Annotated in this window: 18 protein-coding genes; 8 read left to right on the top strand and 10 right to left on the bottom strand. The window is 67.9% G+C overall.

Annotated features, from left to right (window positions below; genetic code table 11):
• Position 1: 1 nt before the first annotated feature.
• From ACWDTD_RS14865 to ACWDTD_RS14825, 9 genes are all read right to left on the bottom strand, one after another.
• A complete protein-coding gene (locus tag ACWDTD_RS14865; RefSeq protein ID WP_449747892.1) occupies positions 2-1,201 on the bottom strand; it encodes a hypothetical protein in 1,200 nt (399 codons plus the stop codon).
• A 73-nt stretch (positions 1,202-1,274) separates the two neighbouring features.
• Positions 1,275-3,479: a malate synthase G gene (locus ACWDTD_RS14860; RefSeq protein WP_449747891.1), complete on the bottom strand. Its 2,205-nt coding sequence runs from the start codon at positions 3,477-3,479 to the stop codon at positions 1,275-1,277.
• A 67-nt stretch (positions 3,480-3,546) separates the two neighbouring features.
• A complete protein-coding gene (locus ACWDTD_RS14855) occupies positions 3,547-4,452 on the bottom strand; it encodes a 3-methyladenine DNA glycosylase (RefSeq protein WP_449747890.1) in 906 nt (301 codons plus the stop codon).
• Between the two features lies 1 nt (position 4,453).
• The gene (locus ACWDTD_RS14850; protein WP_449747889.1) at positions 4,454-5,530 is read right to left on the bottom strand and encodes a hemolysin family protein; all 1,077 of its coding nucleotides are present in this window, start codon (positions 5,528-5,530) and stop codon (positions 4,454-4,456) included.
• On the bottom strand, positions 5,523-6,929 hold the full coding sequence (locus tag ACWDTD_RS14845) for a hemolysin family protein (protein WP_449747888.1): 1,407 nt from the start codon (positions 6,927-6,929) through the stop codon (positions 5,523-5,525). The genes ACWDTD_RS14850 and ACWDTD_RS14845 overlap by 8 nt, the downstream gene beginning before the upstream one ends.
• A 3-nt stretch (positions 6,930-6,932) precedes the next feature.
• Positions 6,933-8,366, bottom strand: coding sequence for a GMP reductase (gene guaB1, locus ACWDTD_RS14840; RefSeq protein ID WP_449747887.1), 1,434 nt, complete (start codon positions 8,364-8,366; stop codon positions 6,933-6,935).
• Between the two features lie 21 nt (positions 8,367-8,387).
• Positions 8,388-9,845, bottom strand: coding sequence for an NADP-dependent phosphogluconate dehydrogenase (gndA, locus tag ACWDTD_RS14835; protein WP_449747886.1), 1,458 nt, complete (start codon positions 9,843-9,845; stop codon positions 8,388-8,390).
• Between the two features lie 68 nt (positions 9,846-9,913).
• Entirely contained in the window at positions 9,914-10,864 is a 951-nt protein-coding gene (locus tag ACWDTD_RS14830) for a M56 family metallopeptidase (protein WP_449747885.1), read from the bottom strand.
• 85 nt (positions 10,865-10,949) lie between these two features.
• On the bottom strand, positions 10,950-11,348 hold the full coding sequence (locus ACWDTD_RS14825) for a BlaI/MecI/CopY family transcriptional regulator (protein WP_449747884.1): 399 nt from the start codon (positions 11,346-11,348) through the stop codon (positions 10,950-10,952).
• A 250-nt stretch (positions 11,349-11,598) separates the two neighbouring features.
• Here ACWDTD_RS14825 and ACWDTD_RS14820 point away from each other — a divergent pair, with 250 nt between their 5' ends.
• The 8 genes from ACWDTD_RS14820 to ACWDTD_RS14785 all read left to right on the top strand — a co-directional run bounded on the left by ACWDTD_RS14820 (position 11,599) and on the right by ACWDTD_RS14785 (position 17,994).
• Positions 11,599-12,036: a PaaI family thioesterase gene (locus ACWDTD_RS14820; protein WP_449747883.1), complete on the top strand. Its 438-nt coding sequence runs from the start codon at positions 11,599-11,601 to the stop codon at positions 12,034-12,036.
• Entirely contained in the window at positions 12,033-13,283 is a 1,251-nt protein-coding gene (locus ACWDTD_RS14815; protein ID WP_449747882.1) for a DUF6986 family protein, read from the top strand. Before ACWDTD_RS14820 ends, ACWDTD_RS14815 begins: the two co-directional genes overlap by 4 nt.
• A 135-nt stretch (positions 13,284-13,418) precedes the next feature.
• On the top strand, positions 13,419-13,721 hold the full coding sequence (locus tag ACWDTD_RS14810) for an urease subunit gamma (protein WP_449747881.1): 303 nt from the start codon (positions 13,419-13,421) through the stop codon (positions 13,719-13,721).
• Positions 13,722-13,786: 65 nt separating this feature from the next.
• Positions 13,787-14,116: an urease subunit beta gene (locus tag ACWDTD_RS14805; RefSeq protein WP_449747880.1), complete on the top strand. Its 330-nt coding sequence runs from the start codon at positions 13,787-13,789 to the stop codon at positions 14,114-14,116.
• Between the two features lies 1 nt (position 14,117).
• Positions 14,118-15,836: an urease subunit alpha gene (locus ACWDTD_RS14800; RefSeq protein WP_449747879.1), complete on the top strand. Its 1,719-nt coding sequence runs from the start codon at positions 14,118-14,120 to the stop codon at positions 15,834-15,836.
• Positions 15,837-15,921: 85 nt separating this feature from the next.
• Positions 15,922-16,539 (top strand): urease accessory protein UreF, encoded by a 618-nt coding sequence (locus tag ACWDTD_RS14795; protein WP_449747940.1) that lies wholly within the window; start codon positions 15,922-15,924, stop codon positions 16,537-16,539.
• A gap of 61 nt (positions 16,540-16,600) precedes the next feature.
• Entirely contained in the window at positions 16,601-17,287 is a 687-nt protein-coding gene (gene ureG, locus ACWDTD_RS14790) for an urease accessory protein UreG (protein ID WP_449747878.1), read from the top strand.
• Positions 17,287-17,994: an urease accessory protein UreD gene (locus tag ACWDTD_RS14785; protein ID WP_449747877.1), complete on the top strand. Its 708-nt coding sequence runs from the start codon at positions 17,287-17,289 to the stop codon at positions 17,992-17,994. Before ureG ends, ACWDTD_RS14785 begins: the two co-directional genes overlap by 1 nt.
• Positions 17,995-18,010: 16 nt before the next feature.
• On the opposite strand, the gene ACWDTD_RS14780 is transcribed toward ACWDTD_RS14785, so the two are convergent.
• A complete protein-coding gene (locus tag ACWDTD_RS14780; RefSeq protein WP_449747876.1) occupies positions 18,011-19,477 on the bottom strand; it encodes an NAD(P)/FAD-dependent oxidoreductase in 1,467 nt (488 codons plus the stop codon).
• Between the last annotated feature and the right edge of the window lie 168 nt (positions 19,478-19,645).

Genomic DNA, 19,645 nt, shown 5'->3' with positions numbered 1-19,645 from the left:
ATCAGGCCCCCGGGCCGAAATCCGGACCGTAGACAAGCTTGTTGATTGTGACGATGGCCGGATTCTCGGGGTTCGGCATCGGGTCCCGGGTGAGCGGGAACGTCACCGTGGGTGTGGGTTTCGGCAGGTCCGCGTCGCCGCGGAACCCTTGCTCGGTCAACACCCGCAGGTGCTTGTCGTCACTGGCGAAGGTCAGGAACTCGGCGACGGCATCGGCGGCCACCGCGGGTACCTGCTCTCCGGCGAGCCGGATCACCGGATAGTCGGCGATGGGTGTGGGGCCGGACGGAATGACCTCGGCGAGGCGGGCTGTCGTGTCGGTACGGGTGAGCTGGTAGAGCTTCTGCTCGGTGATGGGCACGGCGTGGATGGCGGCGGTCGACGGGTCGGTGGCATCTCGGATGGTTGTCGCCGCCCCGCCGGGGCTTCCGTCGGGTGAGGCGGGCGCGCCGCTGGTCATCGCCGCCACGCTGGAGGCGACACGAGGAGAGTCGGCATCGTCGGCGGTCAGCACGCCGGTGGTGCGGGTGACCCGCATCGCCACCGCCTGCGCGGCGAGTGCCGACGCATCGGATTGTGCGCCGACGGGCATCGCCATCCGGATCGAGCCCCAGTCGTCGAGCCCGAACTCGCTCAGGCTGTTGTCGCGCTGCTGCAGCAGCGGCAACTGACCCCAGTCGATCGTGTCGTCGAACTTCTTGCCGAGGTCGGGCGACGTCGCGAGCACCACGGGTGTGGTGACCAACGACTGGGGTTGTCCCTCGAGTGAATTCGGCTTGACTGTTTCGAGTTCCGCCGACCACACCGACGACTGCGGAATCCACGCGGCCGGGTAGGCGCCCATCGACGCGGTGTCCCAGGTTCCGGCGAGCCCATCGAGCGTGACCTTCGCGTCACCGGCGCGGACGGCGATCGTCACACAGTGGTCGCGCACCACCGGGTTGGTCTCGGCGTATTCCTTCGCGATGGCGGTCAACCCGGAGACCAGATCGGGGTCGGCAATCACCGACACCGTTTCGCGGCCTTCCACACAGGTGCCCGCGGCCTCGTCGGCCTCCCGATCGAGATGGTCGCCGAGCTGCTGCCACGCGACAATCACTGCGGCCACCAGCACCACCGCGAGCATCGCGAACACCAGGCCCCGACTGACGCCGCGTCCGCGAATCCCGCCTCGGCCACCGGTTACCCGATGATGCGCCACACCGCCTCCGTTCGCAGACGGCAGCCCGGGCCGACGGACGGCCCGGGCTCCCTGTCACATCACAAATATGTCGTCACGCGCCGGCAGCGTTGGCCGCCTTGTACTCGCGACGCTTGCGATGCAGGATCGGCTCGGTGTAGCCGCTCGGCTGCTTCGCACCCTCGAGGATAAGTTCCTTGGCGGCCTGAAATGCGATATTCGAGTCGAAATCAGGTGCCAGCGGACGATAGGTGGGGTCGTCGGCGTTCTGCCGGTCGACCACCGGAGCCATCCGCTCCAGCGCTGCCACCACATCGTCGGCGGTGACGATCCCGTGGTGGAGCCAGTTGGCCAGCAACTGGCTGGAGATGCGCAGGGTGGCGCGATCCTCCATGAGTGCGACATCGTGGATGTCGGGCACCTTGGAACAGCCGACACCCTGGTCGATCCAGCGGACCACGTATCCGAGGATCGACTGACAGTTGTTGTCGAGTTCCTCGCGCTTTTCCGCCTCCGACCAGTCGGGCTTGGGTGCCAGCGGGATGGTCAGGATGTCGTCCACCGACGCCGGATCACGCTTGGCGATCTCATCCTGGCGTTCGAAGACGTCGACGAGGTGATAGTGCATTGCGTGCAGGGTGGCACCCGTCGGGGAGGGCACCCAGGCAGTCGACGCACCCGCCTGCGGTTGCGCGATCTTCTGCTCCACCATGTCGGCCATCAGGTCGGTCATGGCCCACATGCCCTTGCCGATCTGGGCCTTGTGCTGCAAACCGGCGTGCAGGCCGGTGTCGACGTTGGAGTCCTCGTAGGCCGACATCCACTTCTGCTTCTTCATCTCGCCCTTGCGGATCATCGGACCCGCCTCCATCGACGTGTGGATCTCGTCGCCGGTGCGGTCGAGGAAGCCGGTGTTGATGAACACCACCCGGTCGCGCGCGGCGAGGATGGCAGCCTTGAGGTTCACCGTGGTGCGGCGCTCCTCGTCCATGATGCCGACCTTGAGGGTGTTCTCCGGCAGACCCAGAACCTGCTCGACCCGCCCGAACAGTTCGACGGTGAACGCCACCTCCTCTGGTCCGTGCATCTTGGGCTTCACGATGTAGATCGACCCGGTTCGCGAATTCGCGAGCCCGGAGTCGCCGCCGGAGAGACCGTGGATCGCGATCAACGACGTGACGAGCGCATCGAGAATGCCCTCGGGCACCTCGTTGCCGTCGGCGTCGAGCACCGCGGGATTGGTCATCAGATGGCCGACGTTGCGCACGAACAACAGCGACCGCCCGTGCAGATCGAGTTCGGAGCCGTCCCGTGCGGTATAGACACGGTTGCCGTTGAGGACCCGGGTGAAGGTCTTGCCGCCCTTGCTGACCTCCTCGGCGAGGTCGCCCTTGTTCAGCCCGAGCCAGTTGCGGTAGCCGAGCACCTTGTCGTCGGCGTCGACGGCGGCCACCGAGTCCTCGAAGTCCATGATGGTGGTGATCGCCGATTCCATCACCACGTCCTTGATCCCGGCCGGATCGGTCTTGCCGACGGGCGAGTCGGGGTCGATCTCGATGTCGAGGTAGAGCCCGTTGTGGCGCAGCAGCACCGAGGTCGGCGCGGCCGGATCGCCGGTGTATCCGGAGAAGGCCGACGGATCGGCCAGCGTCGAGGTGGTGCCGTCGGCGAGTGTCACCTGAAGCGCGGAATCGGCCACCGCGAACCCGGTGACGTCGGTGTAGCTGCACTGCTCCAGCGGGACCGCCTTGTCCAGGAAGTCCTTGGCGTAGGCGATGACCTTGTCACCGCGGATCTTGTTGTAACCCTTGCCCTTCTCGGCGCCGTCGGCCTCGGGGATGACGTCGGTGCCGTACAGCGCGTCGTAGAGCGAGCCCCATCTGGCGTTGGCGGCGTTGAGCGCGAAACGCGCATTGAGCACCGGGACCACCAGCTGGGGTCCGGCGGTCTCGCTGATCTCGCGGTCGACGTTGGCGGTGCCGATCTGGAAATCCTCGGGCACGTCCACCAGGTAGCCGATGTCGACGAGGAACTGCTTGTAGGCGGCGAAGTCGAAGTCGGCGGGCGCGGCGCGGTGGTCGCGGTGCCAGGCATCCACCTTGGCCTGCAGGTCATCCCGCTTGGCCAGCAATTGCTTGTTCCGCGGCGCCAGATCGTTGATCACGGCGGCGGCACCCGACCAGAATGCGTCCTTGTCCACCCCGGTGTCCGCCAGCGCCTCGTTGTTGATGAAGTCGTAGAGGACACTCGCAACCTGCAAGCCCTCGACATCCACGCGTTCGGTCTTCGGGTCCGACATGAGAGCCTTTCTGCGAACTGATGGAGAATATGAACACGTCTATGTTACTCGTCAGGAAATGAGCGTTTCACCTGGTGTCGAGCAACTCCCGGCACCGGTCGGCGAGCTGGGTACGCAGAATGCCACCGCACTCGGCGATGCGCGACTGTTCGCGGACGTACTCGGCTCGTCCTGCCGCGGTCTCCACGGTCACCGGCTCGTACCCGAGGGCACGCAGGTCGTAGGGACTCGCCCGCATGTCGAGTTCGCGGGCACGTAACGCCAGTTCGAATGCCTGCAACGTCACATCCGACGCGATGAGCGGTGTCAGGGTGATACACAGCCGGTAGAGATCCATGGTGGCGTGCAGGCAGCCGGGCTGTTCGTGCGCGGGTGCGCTCCGGCGCGTCAACTCGGTGTCGTTCAGCGGCCGGGCGGCGTCGGTGAAGAAGCGAAACGCGTCGAAATGCGTGCATCGCAACGGCATCGATCGCACCACGGCGTCGGTGCCCGCGGCGCCCAGTCGCAGCGGCACGCTGTGGCGCGGCCGGTCGGTGCGATACACCATCGCCCATTCGTGCAGTCCGAAACACCCCAGGCGCGCGGGCCGGGACGCGGTGGCGGTGAGTAATTCGACGGTGCTGCGCAGAATGTCGCGACGTTCGGCGGCAAACGCCGGGTCAACGGTGACCCCATCGGCGGTTCGCGTGTAACCGCGCAGACCGGCGTACCCGGCGAGATCGCCGGCCACGGCAGCCATTTCGGCGTCCGACCCGCGCCTGGCGTCCGCCAGGACCACCCCGAAGCCGGGATGCCAACGACGGATGTGTGCCGGCCGCGCCGAGTAGTAGGTGAACAGGAAATCGATCACCGGATGTTTCTCGCCGCGCGCACGGGCGCGCAGGTAGTCGCCGACGAGCTTCTCGACGTGTTGGTGGTGCGTGTCGCGCCGGTGGCGCCAGTCCGCCGGGGAGAGAACGACGGGCGCGGTCATGTCACACCCGGTGGGTCTCGTCACGGACGGTCCCCACGAACTCCTCGACGAGGTCGGCGAGCGCGACGATCCCGATGGTGCGTCCGGAGTCGTCGACCACGGCACCGAGGTGCGAGCTCGTCCGCCGCAACGCGCGGGTCGCGTCGTCGAGTGGGGTGTCGGAGGCGATCACCGGAAGCGGACGGATCTTGTCGATACCGATGATCGTGTCGGGTCCGATCGACTCGTCGAGAATCTCGTCGAGCACATCCTTGAGGTGCAGGTATCCGGTGAAGGTGCCGTCCCGGCCGCGCACCGGATAGCGCGAGAACCCGGTGTCGGTGACCGCGCGCTCCACCGCCCCGAGCGTGGGACCCACACCACCGGTCACGGGATCCACCTCGACGTCGACGCTGCGCATGCGATCCGACGGGATGATGACCTCCGACACGGTGCGCCCCACGGACTGCAGGGCACGGGTGAGTCGTTCGTGTTCCTCGGCGTCGATGAGACCTTCTTCGCGTGACTCACCCAGCATCTGCGCCAGTTCGATCGGCGACACCGTCGAGTCGAGTTCGTCCTTGGGTTCCACCCGCATCGCGCGCAGCGTGATGTTGGCCAGCCAGTTGTAGATCGCGATGAGCGGCCGGACCACCCGGATGAACATCAGGTGCGCCGGTACCAGCAGCATGGCGGCCCGCTCCGGGCCGGCCAGCGCGATGTTCTTGGGCACCATCTCACCGAACAGGATGTGCAGCACCACCACGATGGCCAGGGCGAGTGCGAACGAGATCGGGCGCAGCATCGCATCGGGCACGTGCACCAGGTCGAGGGGTTTCTCGATGATGTGGGCCACCGCGGGTTCACCCACCCGGCCGAGCAGGATGGAGCAGATCGTGATGCCCAGTTGCGCGCCGGCCAGCATCAGGGAGAGGTGTTCGCCGGCGCGGATGACCGTGCGGGCACGGGTCTTGCCCTCCTCGGCGAGCGCTTCGAGCCGGTCGCGTCGGGCGGAGATGAGCGAGAACTCCGCGCCCACGAAGAACGCGTTGCCGGCCAGCAGCACGACGGTCAGGACGACCGCCCAGGCGTCACTCATCGCCGGCCTCCCCGTCCGTGGACTCGTCGTCCCCGGCGATGGGGGTCAGCCGGACCACGTCGACACGTCTGCCGTCCATCTGCACCACCGTCGCACACCACAGGGTCTCGGTGCCCGCGACACCCTCCTCGTCGTCGTCGCGGCCTTCGTTGAGGACCACCCGCTCGGGGAGATCCACCTCGTCCCCGGCCTCCGGGATACGTCCGAGGGTGAACATGATGAGGCCGCCGAGCGTGTCGTAGGACCCCTCCGGCGCACGATAGCCGGTGGCCTCGGCGAGTTCGTCGAGCCGCAGCAGGCCGGCGAGCAGGTATCCGTCCCCGGCCACCTGAACGTCGGCGCGCTCGTCGTCGTGCTCGTCGGTGACGTCGCCGAGGATCTCCTCGATGAGGTCTTCGGTGGTCACGATGCCCGCGGTTCCGCCGTACTCGTCGATCACCACGCACACCTCCATGCCGTCGGCACGGATGCGTTCCATCACCGCGTCGCCGTCCAGTGTGGTCGGCACCGTGGGCACCGTGCGGGCGATGGAGGCGACGGTGGTGGTCGACTGGCGTTCGGGGGGCACCGTGAACGCCTGTTTGATGTGCACCACGCCCAGCAGGTCGTCGAGATCTCCGTCGTCGACCACCGGGAACCGCGAGTGCCCGGTCCGCGCCGACGCCATCACGAGGTCGCGGATCGTGTCGTCGCGGTCGAGGCTTTCCACGGTGACCCGCGGCGTCATCAGGTCCTCCGCGGTCAGCTCACCGAACTTCAGCGAGCGCGCCACCAGGGCCGCGGTGTCCTCGTCGATCGAACCCTGACGTGCCGAGATCCGCACCAGCGACCCGAGTTCGGACGGCGAGCGAGCCGACCGCAACTCCTCCGCCGGTTCGATCCCGAGACGACGAACCAGCCAGTTCGCCGCTCCGTTGAGCCCGTTGATGGCCCATCGGAAGGCGGCGGAGAACACGGTCATGGGTCCGGCGGTGGCACGGGCGACGGCCAGCGGCCGGGCAATGGCCAAGTTCTTCGGCACCAGTTCGCCGAGCACCATCGACAGTGAGGTCGCGACGAACAGGGCCAGCAACAGCGAGATCCCCGACGCGGTTCGCGTCGACAGCCCGGCGGATTGCAGCGCGGGGTTGAAGAGTTGCGCGAGAACCGGTTCGGCGATGTAGCCGGTGATCAGTGTGGTGATCGTGATGCCCAGCTGTGCGCCGGAGAGCTGAAACGACAGCGTGCGATGCGCGCGCTGAACCAGACGTGACCGGCGGTCGCCGTGCTCGGCAACGTCGCGATCGACCGTGGAGCGTTCCAATGCGGTCAACGAGAACTCGGCGGCCACGAACAGGGCGGTGCCGAGGGTCAGCGCGATGAATCCGAGGAGGCTCGCCACATAGATGAGTACCTGCACGACTCACCACCCGCCGGGCAGGGGACGGCCCTCGGCGAAACCGGCCGGCGACTGCACCCCGAGTAGCGCTTTGTCGTGCAGTTCGGCCAGCGATCGGGCGCCGGCGTAGGTGGCGGTGCTGCGTAGTCCGCCGCAGATGTGGTCGATGAGATCTTCCACGCTGGGGCGCTCGGGGTCGAGGCGGATACGCGAGCTGGAGATGCCCTCCTCGAACAGACTGCGGCGGGCACGGTCGTAGGCGCTGTCGTCGACCGAACGGGCGGCCACCGCGCGTTTGGACGCCATCCCGAAACTCACCTTGTACGGTCCCTGCGCGTCGCGGCGCAGGTCACCCGGCGACTCGTAGGTGCCGGCAAACCAGGAACCGATCATCACGTTCGAGGCGCCCGCCGCGATCGCGAGCGCCACATCACGCGGATGCCGCACACCGCCGTCGGCCCACACGTGGGCGCCGTGTTCACGTGCCGCCGAGGCGCATTCGGCCACCGCCGAGAACTGCGGCCGGCCCACTCCGGTCATCATCCGGGTGGTGCACATCGCGCCGGGACCCACCCCGACCTTGACGATCGACGCGCCGGCCTTGATCAGATCGATCGTGCCGTCCGCGGAGACCACGTTGCCCGCGGCGATCGGCACCCCCGGGTTGCCACCTGCCACCGCGTCGAGAGCAGCGAGCATCTTCTCCTGGTGGCCGTGGGCGGTGTCGATCACCACCACGTCCGCCCCCGCCTCCACGAGTGCGCGGGCCTTGCCGGCGACGTCGCCGTTGATGCCCACCGCGGCGGCCACCCGGAGCCGGTTGGCGCCGTCGACCGCGGGCCGGTAGATCCCGTGCCGCAGCGCGCCGATGCGGGTCAGCACACCGACGAGCACTCCGTCGTCGTCGACGAGCACCGCGAGATCGCGATGCAGATCGACGAGGGTGTCGAAGACCACGCGTGGCGGGGTGCTGGCCGGCAGGGTGACGATCTCACTGTCGAGGACGTCGCGTACCCGGGTGAACTGATCGATCTCCTGACATGCCTGCTCGGTGACCACCCCGACCGGTACCCGGTCGACCACGACCACTGCGGCGCCGTGCGCACGTTTGGGGATCAATGCCAGGGCGTGGGCCACCGAATCGTCGGGTGTCAGGGTCACCGGGGTGTCGGCGACGAGGTGGCGTGACTTGACGAAGGCGATGGAGTCCGCGGCCGCGCCGATCGGCAGATCCTGGGGGAGTACCGCCAGACCGCCGCGCCGGGCCACGGTTTCGGCCATCCGCCGACCTGCGACGGCGGTCATGTTGGCCACCACCACCGGAATCGTGGTGCCGGATCCGTCGGTGGTGGCGATGTCGACGTCGAACCGCGACGTCACTTCGGAACGGTTGGGTACGACGAACACGTCGTCGTAGGTGAGGTCATGGACCGGGCGGTGGCCCTCGATGAATCGCATACTCCGGTTCGTGACTCCTGACTATGCCTCGACCTCGGAGCGGTCCTGACCCCAGAGGGTGTGGAAAGTGCCCTCCTTGTCGGTGCGCTGGTAGGTGTGCGCGCCGAAGAAGTCACGCAGTCCCTGCGTCAGGGCAGCCGGTAGCCGATCGCTGCGCAAGCCATCGTAGTAGGAGAGCGACGAGGCGAAAGCCGGCGCCGGAACCCCGGTGAGAGTGGCTGTCGACACCACCCGGCGCCAACTGTCCAGGCATCCTTCGACCGCGTCGCGGAAATACGGCGCGAGCAGAAGACTGGGCAGGTCGGCGTTCTCCGCGTAGGCGTCGCGGATCCGGTTGAGGAATTTGGCCCGGATGATGCAGCCGCCGCGCCAGATGGTCGCCAGGGCGCCGGGGTCGACGTTCCAGTCGTACTCCTTGCTGCCGGCACTGATCTGGTCGAAGCCCTGGGCGTAGGCCACCATCTTGGAGGCGTAGAGCGCACGGCGGATGTCCTCGACGAACTGTTTCTTGTCGGTGGGCGGGTCGGCCTGGTCGCCGGACGCGAGTCCCTGCGCGGCTGCGCGCTGATCGGCCGCGCTCGACAGTGCGCGAGCGAACACGGCCTCGGCGATGCCGGTGACGGGGATGCCGAGGTCGAGGGCCGATTTCACCGTCCACCGGCCGGTGCCCTTCTGGCCCGCCTGGTCCACGATGACGTCGACCAGCGGTTTGCCGGTGTCGGCGTCCACCTGGGCGAGCACTTGCGCGGTGATCTCGACGAGATAGCTCTCGAGTTCGCCCTTGTTCCACTCGGCGAACACCTCGGCGATCTCGGCCGGGGCCATGCCGAGGGACCGTCGCATCAGGTCGTAGGCCTCACCGATGAGCTGCATGTCGGCATACTCGATGCCGTTGTGCACCATCTTCACGAAGTGACCGCTGCCGTCGGGGCCGATGTGCGTACAGCACGGTTCACCGTCGACGTGGGCGGAGATCTTCTCGAGCATGGGGCCGAGGGACTCGTAGGAGACGGCGGGTCCACCCGGCATGATCGACGGGCCGTTGAGTGCGCCCTCCTCGCCGCCGGAGATTCCCGCGCCGACGAAGTTCAGGCCGCGATCGGCCATCGCGGCCTCACGTCGGATGGTGTCGGTGAAGAGGGAGTTCCCGCCGTCGATGATGATGTCACCCTCCTCCATCACCGCGGCCAGTTCCTCGATGACGGCGTCGGTGGGGTCCCCAGCCTTCACCATGATCAACACCCGGCGCGGCTTCTCCAATGCGTCGACGAACTCCTGCATGGTCTCGGTGCGGATGAAATCGCCTTCGCTGCCGTGGTTTTCGAGCAACGCGTCGGTCTTGGCGATCGAGCGATTGTGCAGCGCGACGGTGTACCCCTTGTGCGCGAAATTGCGGGCGATGTTCGAACCCATCACGGCCAGGCCGGTGACCCCGATCTGTGCCTTCGACGACGTGGACGGTGTGGCGGCGTTTGTCATGTCCCCAAGCCTATTGCCTCGACGCGATCGGTGGCTGTCTGGTGGCCGTACCTCGTTGTCGGGCGGGGTCAGACGGCCGACACCAGCCGGCCGAGTTCGGTGAGCCAGGGGATGGCCACGGCCAGGGTGGGCACCACCAGAATGGCCACCGCGGCCGTGTAGGCGCACAGCGCCATCCACCGCGGGGGCCGCCCGTACCGCAGCCGGTGCACGCGAGTGAGGGTGGTCGGCCCGCCGACCGCCATGGCCCCGCGTGGCGCCACCGCGTCGGCGCAGGCCACCAGCGCGCGTCCCAGCGTGGTGGGAGCGGTGGCGCGGACGGCCTGATCATCGGCGAGGGCCTCGACGAGGAGTTGCACCGAGCCCAGCGCCGAACTGCTGCGGACCACCCGCGGAAACGCTTCGTGCAGCGCGATGAACGCCTCGAGGACCAGATCGTGCCGAGCCCGTAGATGCGCGCGCTCGTGGGCGATCACGGCGACGAGTTCGTCGCGCGTGAGCCGGGACACCACCCCCTCGCTGAGCACCACCCGCTGCCGCAGGCCGGGTAGGCAGTAGGCGAGAGGTTGCTGCACGTCGATCATCCGGATGTCGCGTCCGAACAGGGGATTCGACTCGTCGGAGCGGTCGCAGCGGTCGAGGATGTCGATGAGATCGCGGTGCATCGCGCGGCGGGCGCGGGTACGTACACCCACCCGTACCAGGGTGAAGATCAGCCGGGCGCCGATCAGCAGGGTCAGGGCGAAAACGCCGACGTAGATGCTCCAGAGGCCGAGTCCCAGTCGTTCGATCTCGCGCAACGGGCTGGTGGTCGGTGCGCCGTCGGCACCCGGTGACAGCAGATTGGCGGCAATGGCCAGCCCGCAACTGAATGCGGAGAGCACCGCCGCCAACGCGATCGCCTGCCACAACATCATCGCCCCGCGCGGCGCCCGGACCGGCCACCGGGCACGCGACAACGCCTCGGGTGCGGGGCCGACGAGCACCAGGGTGAGGATGCCGAAGAGCAGGGCGGTCATCGTGGGCAGAGCAGGGCGGTCATCGTGGGCTGTCCTAGCGGTGTTGCTGTGTTCGTGCGGTGTTGCTGTGCTTCTCGGTGGAAATCTATCCGGATTCGTGCGGTGCGCGAGCGGTTTCGAGCTCATCGAGCGCTTGTCGCAGCGCGGCGGCTTCGTCGGCGCCGACCCTGCCGACGAACGACACCAGCGCCGCATGACGCGATCCGGGTGCGTCGGCCTCGCTCAGCGCGTCGACCATCAGTGAGGCCACCAGGTCTTCTCGCGGACGGGTTGGAACGTACTTGTGCGCCCGATCCTCCCGGATCTGGGTCACCAGGTTCTTCTTCGCGAGCCGCTGCAGCACGGTCATCACCGTGGTGTAGGCAAGTGATCGATCGCGAGAGAGCGTGGCATGTACCTGACGCACGGTCTGCGGCGTCGGACTCGACCACAGCGCGTCCATGACGGCGCGCTCCAGGTCTCCCAATCCGTTCATCTTTCGCATTTTACTGCCGACTCTCCTCTTTGCCGCGACATGGTGAAGCCCGGTTGCAGACAACCCTTGACAACGTTGGTAAGGCTAGCCTACATTCATCTCACGTTGGACCGCGCGAGAGTCCTGAGGGCTGCAGAGACCCCCGGTCCACGCGACGATAGGCCCCACATCTCAACGAGATGTGGGGCCTATCGGTTCCTCGGGCACTTCACCGAGGTCCGACTCTCCCGAAGAATCGGATCGTGAGAATCTGGTTGCCATGACATTGGACACCGACGCATTCATCAAATACGTCTCCGGCAAGGGGCTCGACGGTGCACTCGGACTCGAATTGCAGGAGGTCGGCGCGGACTCGGTGGTGGCGACCCTCGTGCTCGAGCCGAAGCATCACCAGCCCTTCGGCATCGTGCACGGCGGTGTCTACTGCGCCATCGGCGAGAGCGTCGCGAGCATGAGCGCTGCCGCCTGGCTGGCGCATACGGGTCTGGGCGGGACCGCCGTCGGCGTCAACAACAACACCGATTTCCTGAAATCGGTCGGCACCGGAACGATCACCGCGCGCTCCACCCCCATCCACCGCGGCCGGCGACAGCAGCTCTGGCTGGTCGAGATGACCGACCAGGACGGTCGCGCGCTGGCCCGCACCCAGGTGCGGTTGCAGAACGTGGAGATCCCCGCCGGCGCGCCGCAGGCATGAGCGGACACCACCGTGGCCTCGGCGCCGACACCCGGCGGGCGGTTGACGAGATCCTGACGTCGGTCGATCGGGATCTCGACCGGCTGTTTCCCGGTGACCGGCAGGCCGCGCAGCCGGCGCACACCGTGTACGTGAGCGCCGCCGACGTCGACGAACAGACCCCGCAGCGGTGGGGTGAGAAGGCGACGGCGATTGCTCACGACGCGACCGCGGTGCTGGCCGACCTGGCCCCGGCCGACGTGCGCGGGATTGTGCTGGATCGGCTGACCTCGAATCCGATCGAGGATCTGCGCATCGACCTCGAGGACGGATACGGCTGGCGTCCGGATGTCACCGAGGACGCCGACGCCCGCCGCGCCGGACGGGTGCTGGCCGCATGGGTCGCCGACCGTCCGCACGCACCCCGGATGGCCGGTGTACGAGCCAAAGGGCTCGGCGCGGCCGAACGATCCCGCGGCCTGCGCACACTCGAACTGGTGCTCGACGCAGCAGGCGGGGTGCCCGACGGCTTCGTCTTCACCGTGCCCAAGTTGCGCGATGCACGTCAGGTCGACGCGGTCAATCTGATCTGCGCCGAGTTCGAACGCGTCCACGGCATCGCCGAGGGTTCGCTGCGGTTCGAACTCCAGGTCGAGATCCCGCAGGCGGTGCTCGGCCCGGACGGCCGCGCCACCGTCGCCGATGCCCTGCACCGGGGCGCACCGCGCGTGTCCGGGCTGCATTACGGCACCTACGACTACAGCGCGGCCTGCGGGATCGTCTCGGCGCAGCAGTCGCTGGCGCATCCCGTGGCCGATCACGCCAAGGCCGTGATGCAGGCCGCCGCCGCGCAGACCGGGGTATGGATCAGCGACGGTTCGACCCAGGTGATGCCCACCGGCGACGCCGATCAGGTGGCTGCCGCGCTCACCCGCCACCACGCCTTGGTGCTGCGCTCGCTGGAGCGGGGCTATTACCAGGGATGGGACATGCACCCGGGACATCTGGTGACGCGTTGGCTCGCGGTGACGGGGTTCTTCCGCTCGGCTATGCCCACCGCGGCCGCCCGGCTGCAGGGCTACTTCGAGCGACGCTCGGGTGACGTGGTCGACGAGCCGGCCACCGCCATGTCGCTGGCGCTGGTCGTTGCCCGCGGGCTGGCCGCCGGCGCGTTCACTTCCGACGAGGTGACCGACGTCGCCCCGCTGTGCACCGCACAACGCCTGGCCGCGCTGCGCGCCACCGGCGGTGCGCTGATCTCCGAGTGATGTGCCGGGTGCGGTGGCCGGGTATGCCGAGTCCGGGTTCTTCGGCGCGCCGCACTCGCCCGACCGTGGCAGGATGACGACACCACCTTCACCTTCGTGGTGTTGTGCCACACCGGTCCCGACAGAGAGGTTGTCGTGCGTCTGTCGCCGCATGAACAGGAACGGTTGCTGATCTCTTATGCCGCCGAACTCGCACGTCGGCGGCAGGGTCGCGGACTCAAACTCAACCATCCCGAGGCCGTCGCCATCATCACCGATCACGTGCTCGAAGGCGCGCGAGACGGGCGCTCGGTTGCCGAGTTGATGGCGTCGGGCCGTGAGGTGCTCGCCCGCGACGACGTGATGACCGGGGTGCCCGAAATGCTGCACGACGTCCAGGTGGAGGCGACCTTCCCGGACGGCACCAAGCTCGTCACCGTGCACCATCCCATCGGTTGAGTGCCCGGCCCACGCCCAACCCCGACCGAGAGCCCCAACCGCGACCGTGAGCACGAGAGGTTCCCATGTCCGAGAGCAGTCATGCGGTGATCCCCGGTGAGGTGATCGCCACCGAGGGCACCATCGAACTCAACGCGGGTGCCGATGCGGTGACGCTGAGTGTCACCAATTCCGGCGACCGGCCGGTGCAGGTGGGCAGCCACGTGCATTTCCCGCAGGCCAACGCCGCACTGGACTTCGACCGCGCCGCCGCACGCGGCCGCAGGCTCGACATCCCGGCGGGCACCGCCGTGCGGTTCGAGCCGGGAATCGAGATGACGGTGACGCTCGTACCGCTCGGCGGCACCCGCGAGGTGTACGGAATCTCGCTCGACGCGCCGGGAAGGATCGACTGACATGGCATTGCTGGGACGCGACCGCTACGCCGAACTCTTCGGCCCCACCACCGGCGACCTGATCCGCCTCGCCGACACCGACCTGCTCATCGAGGTCACCGAAGACCGTTGCGGCGGACCGGGTCTGGCCGGCGAGGAAGCGGTGTTCGGCGGCGGCAAGGTGATCCGCGAATCGATGGGACAAAGCCGCGCCACCCGCGCCGACGGTGCCCCGGACACCGTGATCACCGGCGTGGTGGTGCTTGATCACTGGGGAATCATCAAGGCCGACTTGGGTATTCGTGACGGACGCATCGTCGCGATGGGCAAGGCGGGCAACCCCGACACCATGGACGGTATCCATCCCGACCTGGTGATCGGCCCGTCCACGGAGATCATCGCGGGTAACGGAAAGATCGTCACCGCCGGCGGGATCGACTGCCACGTGCATTTCATCTGCCCGCAGATCATGGACGAGGCGCTCGGCAACGGCATCACCACCCTGATCGGCGGCGGCACCGGACCAGCCGAGGGCAGCAAGGCCACCACGGTGACCCCCGGTGCGTGGCACCTGGCATCGATTCTGGCCGCCACCGACGGGTGGCCGATGAACATCGCGCTGCTGGGTAAGGGCAACACCGTCAGTGCCGAGGCCATGCACGAACAGGTCCGTGCGGGTGCTTCGGGTTTCAAGCTCCACGAGGACTGGGGTTCCACCCCGGCGGCCATCGACGCATGCCTGCGCGTCGCCGACGAGACCGGGGTGCAGGTGGCGCTGCACTCCGACACCCTCAACGAGGCCGGATTCGTCGAACAGACGCTGGGTGCCATCGCCGGGCGCAGTATCCACGCCTACCACACCGAAGGTGCCGGTGGCGGGCACGCGCCGGACATCATCACCGTCGCCTCGGCCCCCAACGTGCTGCCGAGTTCCACCAACCCCACCCGTCCGCACACCGTCAACACGCTCGGCGAGCATCTCGACATGCTGATGGTCTGCCATCACCTCAACCCGACGGTCCCCGAGGATCTCGCGTTCGCCGAAAGCCGGATTCGGCCGTCGACCATCGCCGCCGAGGACCTCCTGCACGATCTCGGTGCGATTTCGATGATCGGCTCCGACTCGCAGGCGATGGGCCGCATCGGCGAGGTGGTGCTTCGCACCTGGCAGACCGCTCACGTGATGAAACGCAAACGGGGCGCGCTGGCCGGCGACGGTCGCGCCGACAACCTGCGTGCGCGTCGCTACGTCGCGAAATACACGATCTGCCCGGCGATCGCGCACGGCTTCGACGGCGAGATCGGTTCGGTGGAGGAGGGCAAACTCGCCGACCTGGTGCTGTGGGACCCGGCATTTTTCGGCGTCCGGCCCGAACTCGTCATCAAGGGCGGGGCGATCGCGTGGGCGGCGATGGGCGATGCCAACGCCTCGATTCCCACGCCGCAACCGGTGCTCCCGCGGCCGATGTTCGGGGCGGCGCCGAAGGTCGCTGCGGCCACCTCGGTCAGTTTCGTGGCACCCGGCTGTGATGCCGATCTGGCCGACCGGCTCGGTATCGAACGGCGGTTGCTGCCGGTCACCGACACCCGCGGGATCAGCAAGGCGGACATGACCAACAACGACGCCCGGCCCGAGATCACGGTGGACCCCGACACTTTCACGGTGACCGTCGACGGTGAGGTGTGGGACGCCCCGCCGGTGTCGGAACTGCCGATGGCACAACGGTATTTCCTGTTCTGACATCGCAATGACCCCTGATCCGAACATTCCGGGCGAGCCGAGCGCCCCGGGCGCCGCGCCGTATGCCGGCGCGCCGCTGGCGATGATGCTGACGCTGGCCGATTCCCGGCTACCGGTCGGCGGGCACGTCCACTCCGGTGGGGTGGAGCAGGCGATTGCCGATGGATTCGTTCGCGGCGTCGACGATCTCGCCGCGTATCTGCATCGTCGTGTCACCACCACCGGCCTCGTCGCGGCGTCGATCGCGGCGGCGGTTGCCGACGGTGCACTCGACGTGACCCCCGCGCAGGCCGAGACCGACGCGCGAACACCGTCCGCGGCGGCCCGCAAGGCGTCGCTCACGCAAGGACGCGGAATGCTGCGGCTCGCCAAAAAGATGTGGCCACAACAGGATTGGTCACCACACACGCCGACCACCCACCTTCCGGTGATCTCCGGCGCGGTGGGTCGGGCAAGCGGATTGTCGGGTTTCCACACCGCGCTGGTCCTCGTGTACACCACGATGAGCGGGTCGGCGACCGCGGGTCAGCGGCTCCTCGCCCTCGACCCGGCCGACGTGGCCCTGATGATCGCCGATCTCGGCGCCGAATGTGAACACGTCGCCGCCGCGGCCGCGGTGGAACTCGCCGACCTGTCCGATCCCGTGCTCGACGTGTTCGCCGAACGCCATGAGCGACAACCGATGCCGCTGTTCATGTCCTGACCACCCCGGTCCTGAACACCCTTGTCTTGACCACCGCAGTCGTCCACCCGAGAGGAATCCGATGCCACCCCATCTGATCGACGGTCAACCCCACGGCCACGACCATCACCGACCCCGCCGCACCCGTGAACCGGGGGAGGCCCTGCGAATCGGTGTGGGCGGCCCCGTCGGCTCCGGGAAGACCGCCCTGGTGGCGGCACTGTGCCGTCAGCTACGCGACGAACTCTCGGTGGCAGTCCTCACCAACGACATCTACACGACCGAGGACGCCGACTTCCTGCGGCGCAACGCCGTGCTGCCCGACGAGCGCATCACCGCGGTGCAGACCGGGGGGTGTCCGCACACCGCCATCCGCGACGACATCACCGCCAACCTCGACGCCATTGACGACCTGGTGGCGGCCAACCCACCGCTCGATCTGATCCTGGTGGAGTCCGGCGGCGACAACCTGACCGCCACCTTCTCCACCGGGCTCATCGACGTGCAGATCTTCGTCATCGACGTCGCCGGCGGCGACAAGGTCCCGCGCAAGGGCGGCCCGGGAGTGACCTACTCGGATCTGCTGGTGATCAACAAGACCGACCTTGCCGAGCGCGTCAACGCCGACCTCGACGTGATGCGCCGCGACGCCGAACGTGTCCGCGCCGGCAGGCCGACCGCGATGATCTCGCTGACCGACGATCCCGCGGCCACCGACGTCCTGACGTGGGTGCGCGCGCAACTGTCCGATGCCGCGGTGACCGCCTAGTGCGGACTCGCGTCGAGATCGTCGCCACCGCGGACCGGTCGCTGCGGCACCAGGCCACCGGAGGCCTGTCGGTGCGTCAGACCGGCCGGACTGCGGCGCACCTCATCGGCACCGCGGCCACACCGCTCGGGGGAGACGAGATCGACATCAGGGTGATCGTCGAGCCGGGCGCGTTCCTCACCCTGAGCACCGTGGCGGCCACGATCGCGCTGCCGTCGCGCGACCGTGCCGACTCCCGGGCCCGGTGGCGCATCGAGGTGGCCGACGGCGGGCGGCTTCATCTCGACCCGCAGCCCACCGTGGTGGCCGGCGGTGCCGACCATCAGTCCGCGATCGTCGCCTCGGTCGGAGTGGACGCCGCCGTCGTGATCGCCGAACACGTCCAGATCGGGCGATCATCGGCGTATCGGGATAAGGACCTGCGCGGCTGCTGGTCGGGGACCCTGCGGGTCGACGTCGCCGAGCGGCCCGTGCTCCGGCATCGGATGGCGCTCGGGGTGGGATCCACCGCATACCCCGCCGGTCATCACGCCGCGAGCAGCGTGTTCCGGTACCCCGACGATCGTATTGGTCACGTCGACCCGGATGCGTTCGCGGCCCGACTCGCCCTCGCCGACGGCGCCTCGCTCACCACGGCGCTCGCCGGCGTCGTCGCACGGACACGACAGCTGTGTGACGAGATGGACCTCGCCGGCCTGACCGTGTGAGCGACAACCGGTAGCGTCAGCTGGCCTCGGCTTCGGCCTCGCTCGTCTCGGATTCCTTCGCACCGGCATCCTTGGCGTCGTCTGCGCCCGCCGACTCGGCCTCCACCTCCGGAATCGACTTGTTCTCGATCTGGGCGAGCTGGCCGAGTGCGGTGCGGGCATAGACCTGCTGCTCGGTCACCGCGAGTTGGGTGCGGCCGCGAGTGCTGAACGCGAAGAACCAGTTGATGAGGGTGTTGAGGCGATTGCGGAAGCCCACCATGTACACCAGGTGTAGTGCGAGCCACCCCAGCCACGCGAAGTAACCCTCGGTCTCGAACTTCTTCTTCGTCCCGGGAATCGGCACCTGCATGACCGCGCTGAACCGCGAGATCGTGGCCATCGAGCCCTTGTCCCAGTAGCTGAACGGCTTGCGCTGATCCGGGGTCTGGCCGTGCTTGAGCTCGGCCTTGATCGCGTCGGCCGCGTAGCGCCCGCCCTGGATGGCGCCCTGGGCCACACCCGGCACGCCGTCGACCGCCATCATGTCGCCCACCACGAACACGTCGGGATGTCCCGGGATCGACAAGTCGGGGAGCACCTTCACGCGGCCTGCCCGGTCGAGTTCCACATCGGACTGCTCGGCGAGCTGTTTGCCCAGCCCGCTGGCCTGGACGCCGGCCGACCACACCTTGCACTGCGATTCGATCCGCCGGGTGCTGCCGTCCTTCTCCTTGACCACCAGGCCGTCGTAGTCGACGTCGATGACCATCGCGTTGAGCTGGATCTCCACGCCCAGCTTCTCGAGTCGTGCCGCGGCCTTACGGCCCAGCTTCTCGCCGAAAGGTGGCAGGACGGCCGGCGCGGCATCGAGGAGGATGACCCGGGCTTCGGTCGGATCGATGTTGCGGAACGCGCCCTTGAGGGTCTTGTCGCTCATCTCGGCGATCTGACCGGCCAATTCGACGCCGGTGGGGCCCGCCCCGACGACGACGAAGGTGAGCAGCTTCGCCCGCTCGGCCGGGTCGTCGGACAGTTCGGCCTGCTCGAAGGCGCCGAGGATGCGGCCACGCAACTCGAGTGCATGGTCGATGGTCTTCATGCCGGGTGCGTACTCGGCGAACTGGTCGTTGCCGAAGTACGACTGGTCGGCGCCGGCGGCGATGATCAGCTTGTCGAACGACGTCACCGTGATGCGTTCGAGCAGTCGCGATGTGACCGTCTGTGCGGTCAGGTCGATGGTGGTGACGTCACCCATCAGGACCTGGATGTTCTTCTGCTTGCGCAGGACCACGCGCGTCGCGGGTGCGATCTCGCCTTCGGCGATGATGCCCGTCGCGACCTGATAGAGCATCGGCTGGAACAGGTGATGGGTGGTTCGCGCGATCAGCGTGATGTCGACCGGTGTCTTGGCCAGGCGCTGTGCGGCGAACAGTCCGCCGAACCCCGAGCCGATGATCACGACGTGCGGCCGGGCGGGCGTTGTCGGAGCGGGGCTGCTCATCCGGAAACCTCTCCTCATTACATTCGGGCGGCGCAAACGCGCACACCGCCTACCGTAGTCAATGTTCGACCATAGGTCGCGGTGAGCTTCGGCATGGCCCACCGATGCCCGAAATGCGACATTCCGACATCGTCGACACTTGCGCCGGGCCGGCGTCGGGCGGTCGGG

It is taken from the genome of Gordonia sp. NPDC003425 (genome assembly GCF_053588635.1).
Note: the sequence above shows the minus strand (reverse complement) of the source record. Positions and strands in the feature narration are given on the sequence as shown.

What these genes read in the sequence shown, in the direction of transcription:
- ACWDTD_RS14860 (WP_449747891.1), bottom strand. Translation starts at nt 3,479, where the DNA reads ATGTCGGACCCGAAGACCGAACGCGTGGATGTCGAGGGCTTGCAGGTT.
- ACWDTD_RS14855 (WP_449747890.1), bottom strand. Translation starts at nt 4,452, where the DNA reads ATGACCGCGCCCGTCGTTCTCTCCCCGGCGGACTGGCGCCACCGGCGC.
- ACWDTD_RS14850 (WP_449747889.1), bottom strand. Translation starts at nt 5,530, where the DNA reads ATGAGTGACGCCTGGGCGGTCGTCCTGACCGTCGTGCTGCTGGCCGGC.
- guaB1 (WP_449747887.1), bottom strand. Translation starts at nt 8,366, where the DNA reads ATGCGATTCATCGAGGGCCACCGCCCGGTCCATGACCTCACCTACGAC.
- gndA (WP_449747886.1), bottom strand. Translation starts at nt 9,845, where the DNA reads ATGACAAACGCCGCCACACCGTCCACGTCGTCGAAGGCACAGATCGGG.
- ACWDTD_RS14830 (WP_449747885.1), bottom strand. Translation starts at nt 10,864, where the DNA reads ATGACCGCCCTGCTCTTCGGCATCCTCACCCTGGTGCTCGTCGGCCCC.
- ACWDTD_RS14825 (WP_449747884.1), bottom strand. Translation starts at nt 11,348, where the DNA reads ATGCGAAAGATGAACGGATTGGGAGACCTGGAGCGCGCCGTCATGGAC.
- ACWDTD_RS14820 (WP_449747883.1), top strand. Translation starts at nt 11,599, where the DNA reads ATGACATTGGACACCGACGCATTCATCAAATACGTCTCCGGCAAGGGG.
- ACWDTD_RS14815 (WP_449747882.1), top strand. Translation starts at nt 12,033, where the DNA reads ATGAGCGGACACCACCGTGGCCTCGGCGCCGACACCCGGCGGGCGGTT.
- ACWDTD_RS14805 (WP_449747880.1), top strand. Translation starts at nt 13,787, where the DNA reads ATGTCCGAGAGCAGTCATGCGGTGATCCCCGGTGAGGTGATCGCCACC.
- ACWDTD_RS14800 (WP_449747879.1), top strand. Translation starts at nt 14,118, where the DNA reads ATGGCATTGCTGGGACGCGACCGCTACGCCGAACTCTTCGGCCCCACC.
- ACWDTD_RS14795 (WP_449747940.1), top strand. Translation starts at nt 15,922, where the DNA reads ATGCTGACGCTGGCCGATTCCCGGCTACCGGTCGGCGGGCACGTCCAC.
- ureG (WP_449747878.1), top strand. Translation starts at nt 16,601, where the DNA reads ATGCCACCCCATCTGATCGACGGTCAACCCCACGGCCACGACCATCAC.
- ACWDTD_RS14780 (WP_449747876.1), bottom strand. Translation starts at nt 19,477, where the DNA reads ATGAGCAGCCCCGCTCCGACAACGCCCGCCCGGCCGCACGTCGTGATC.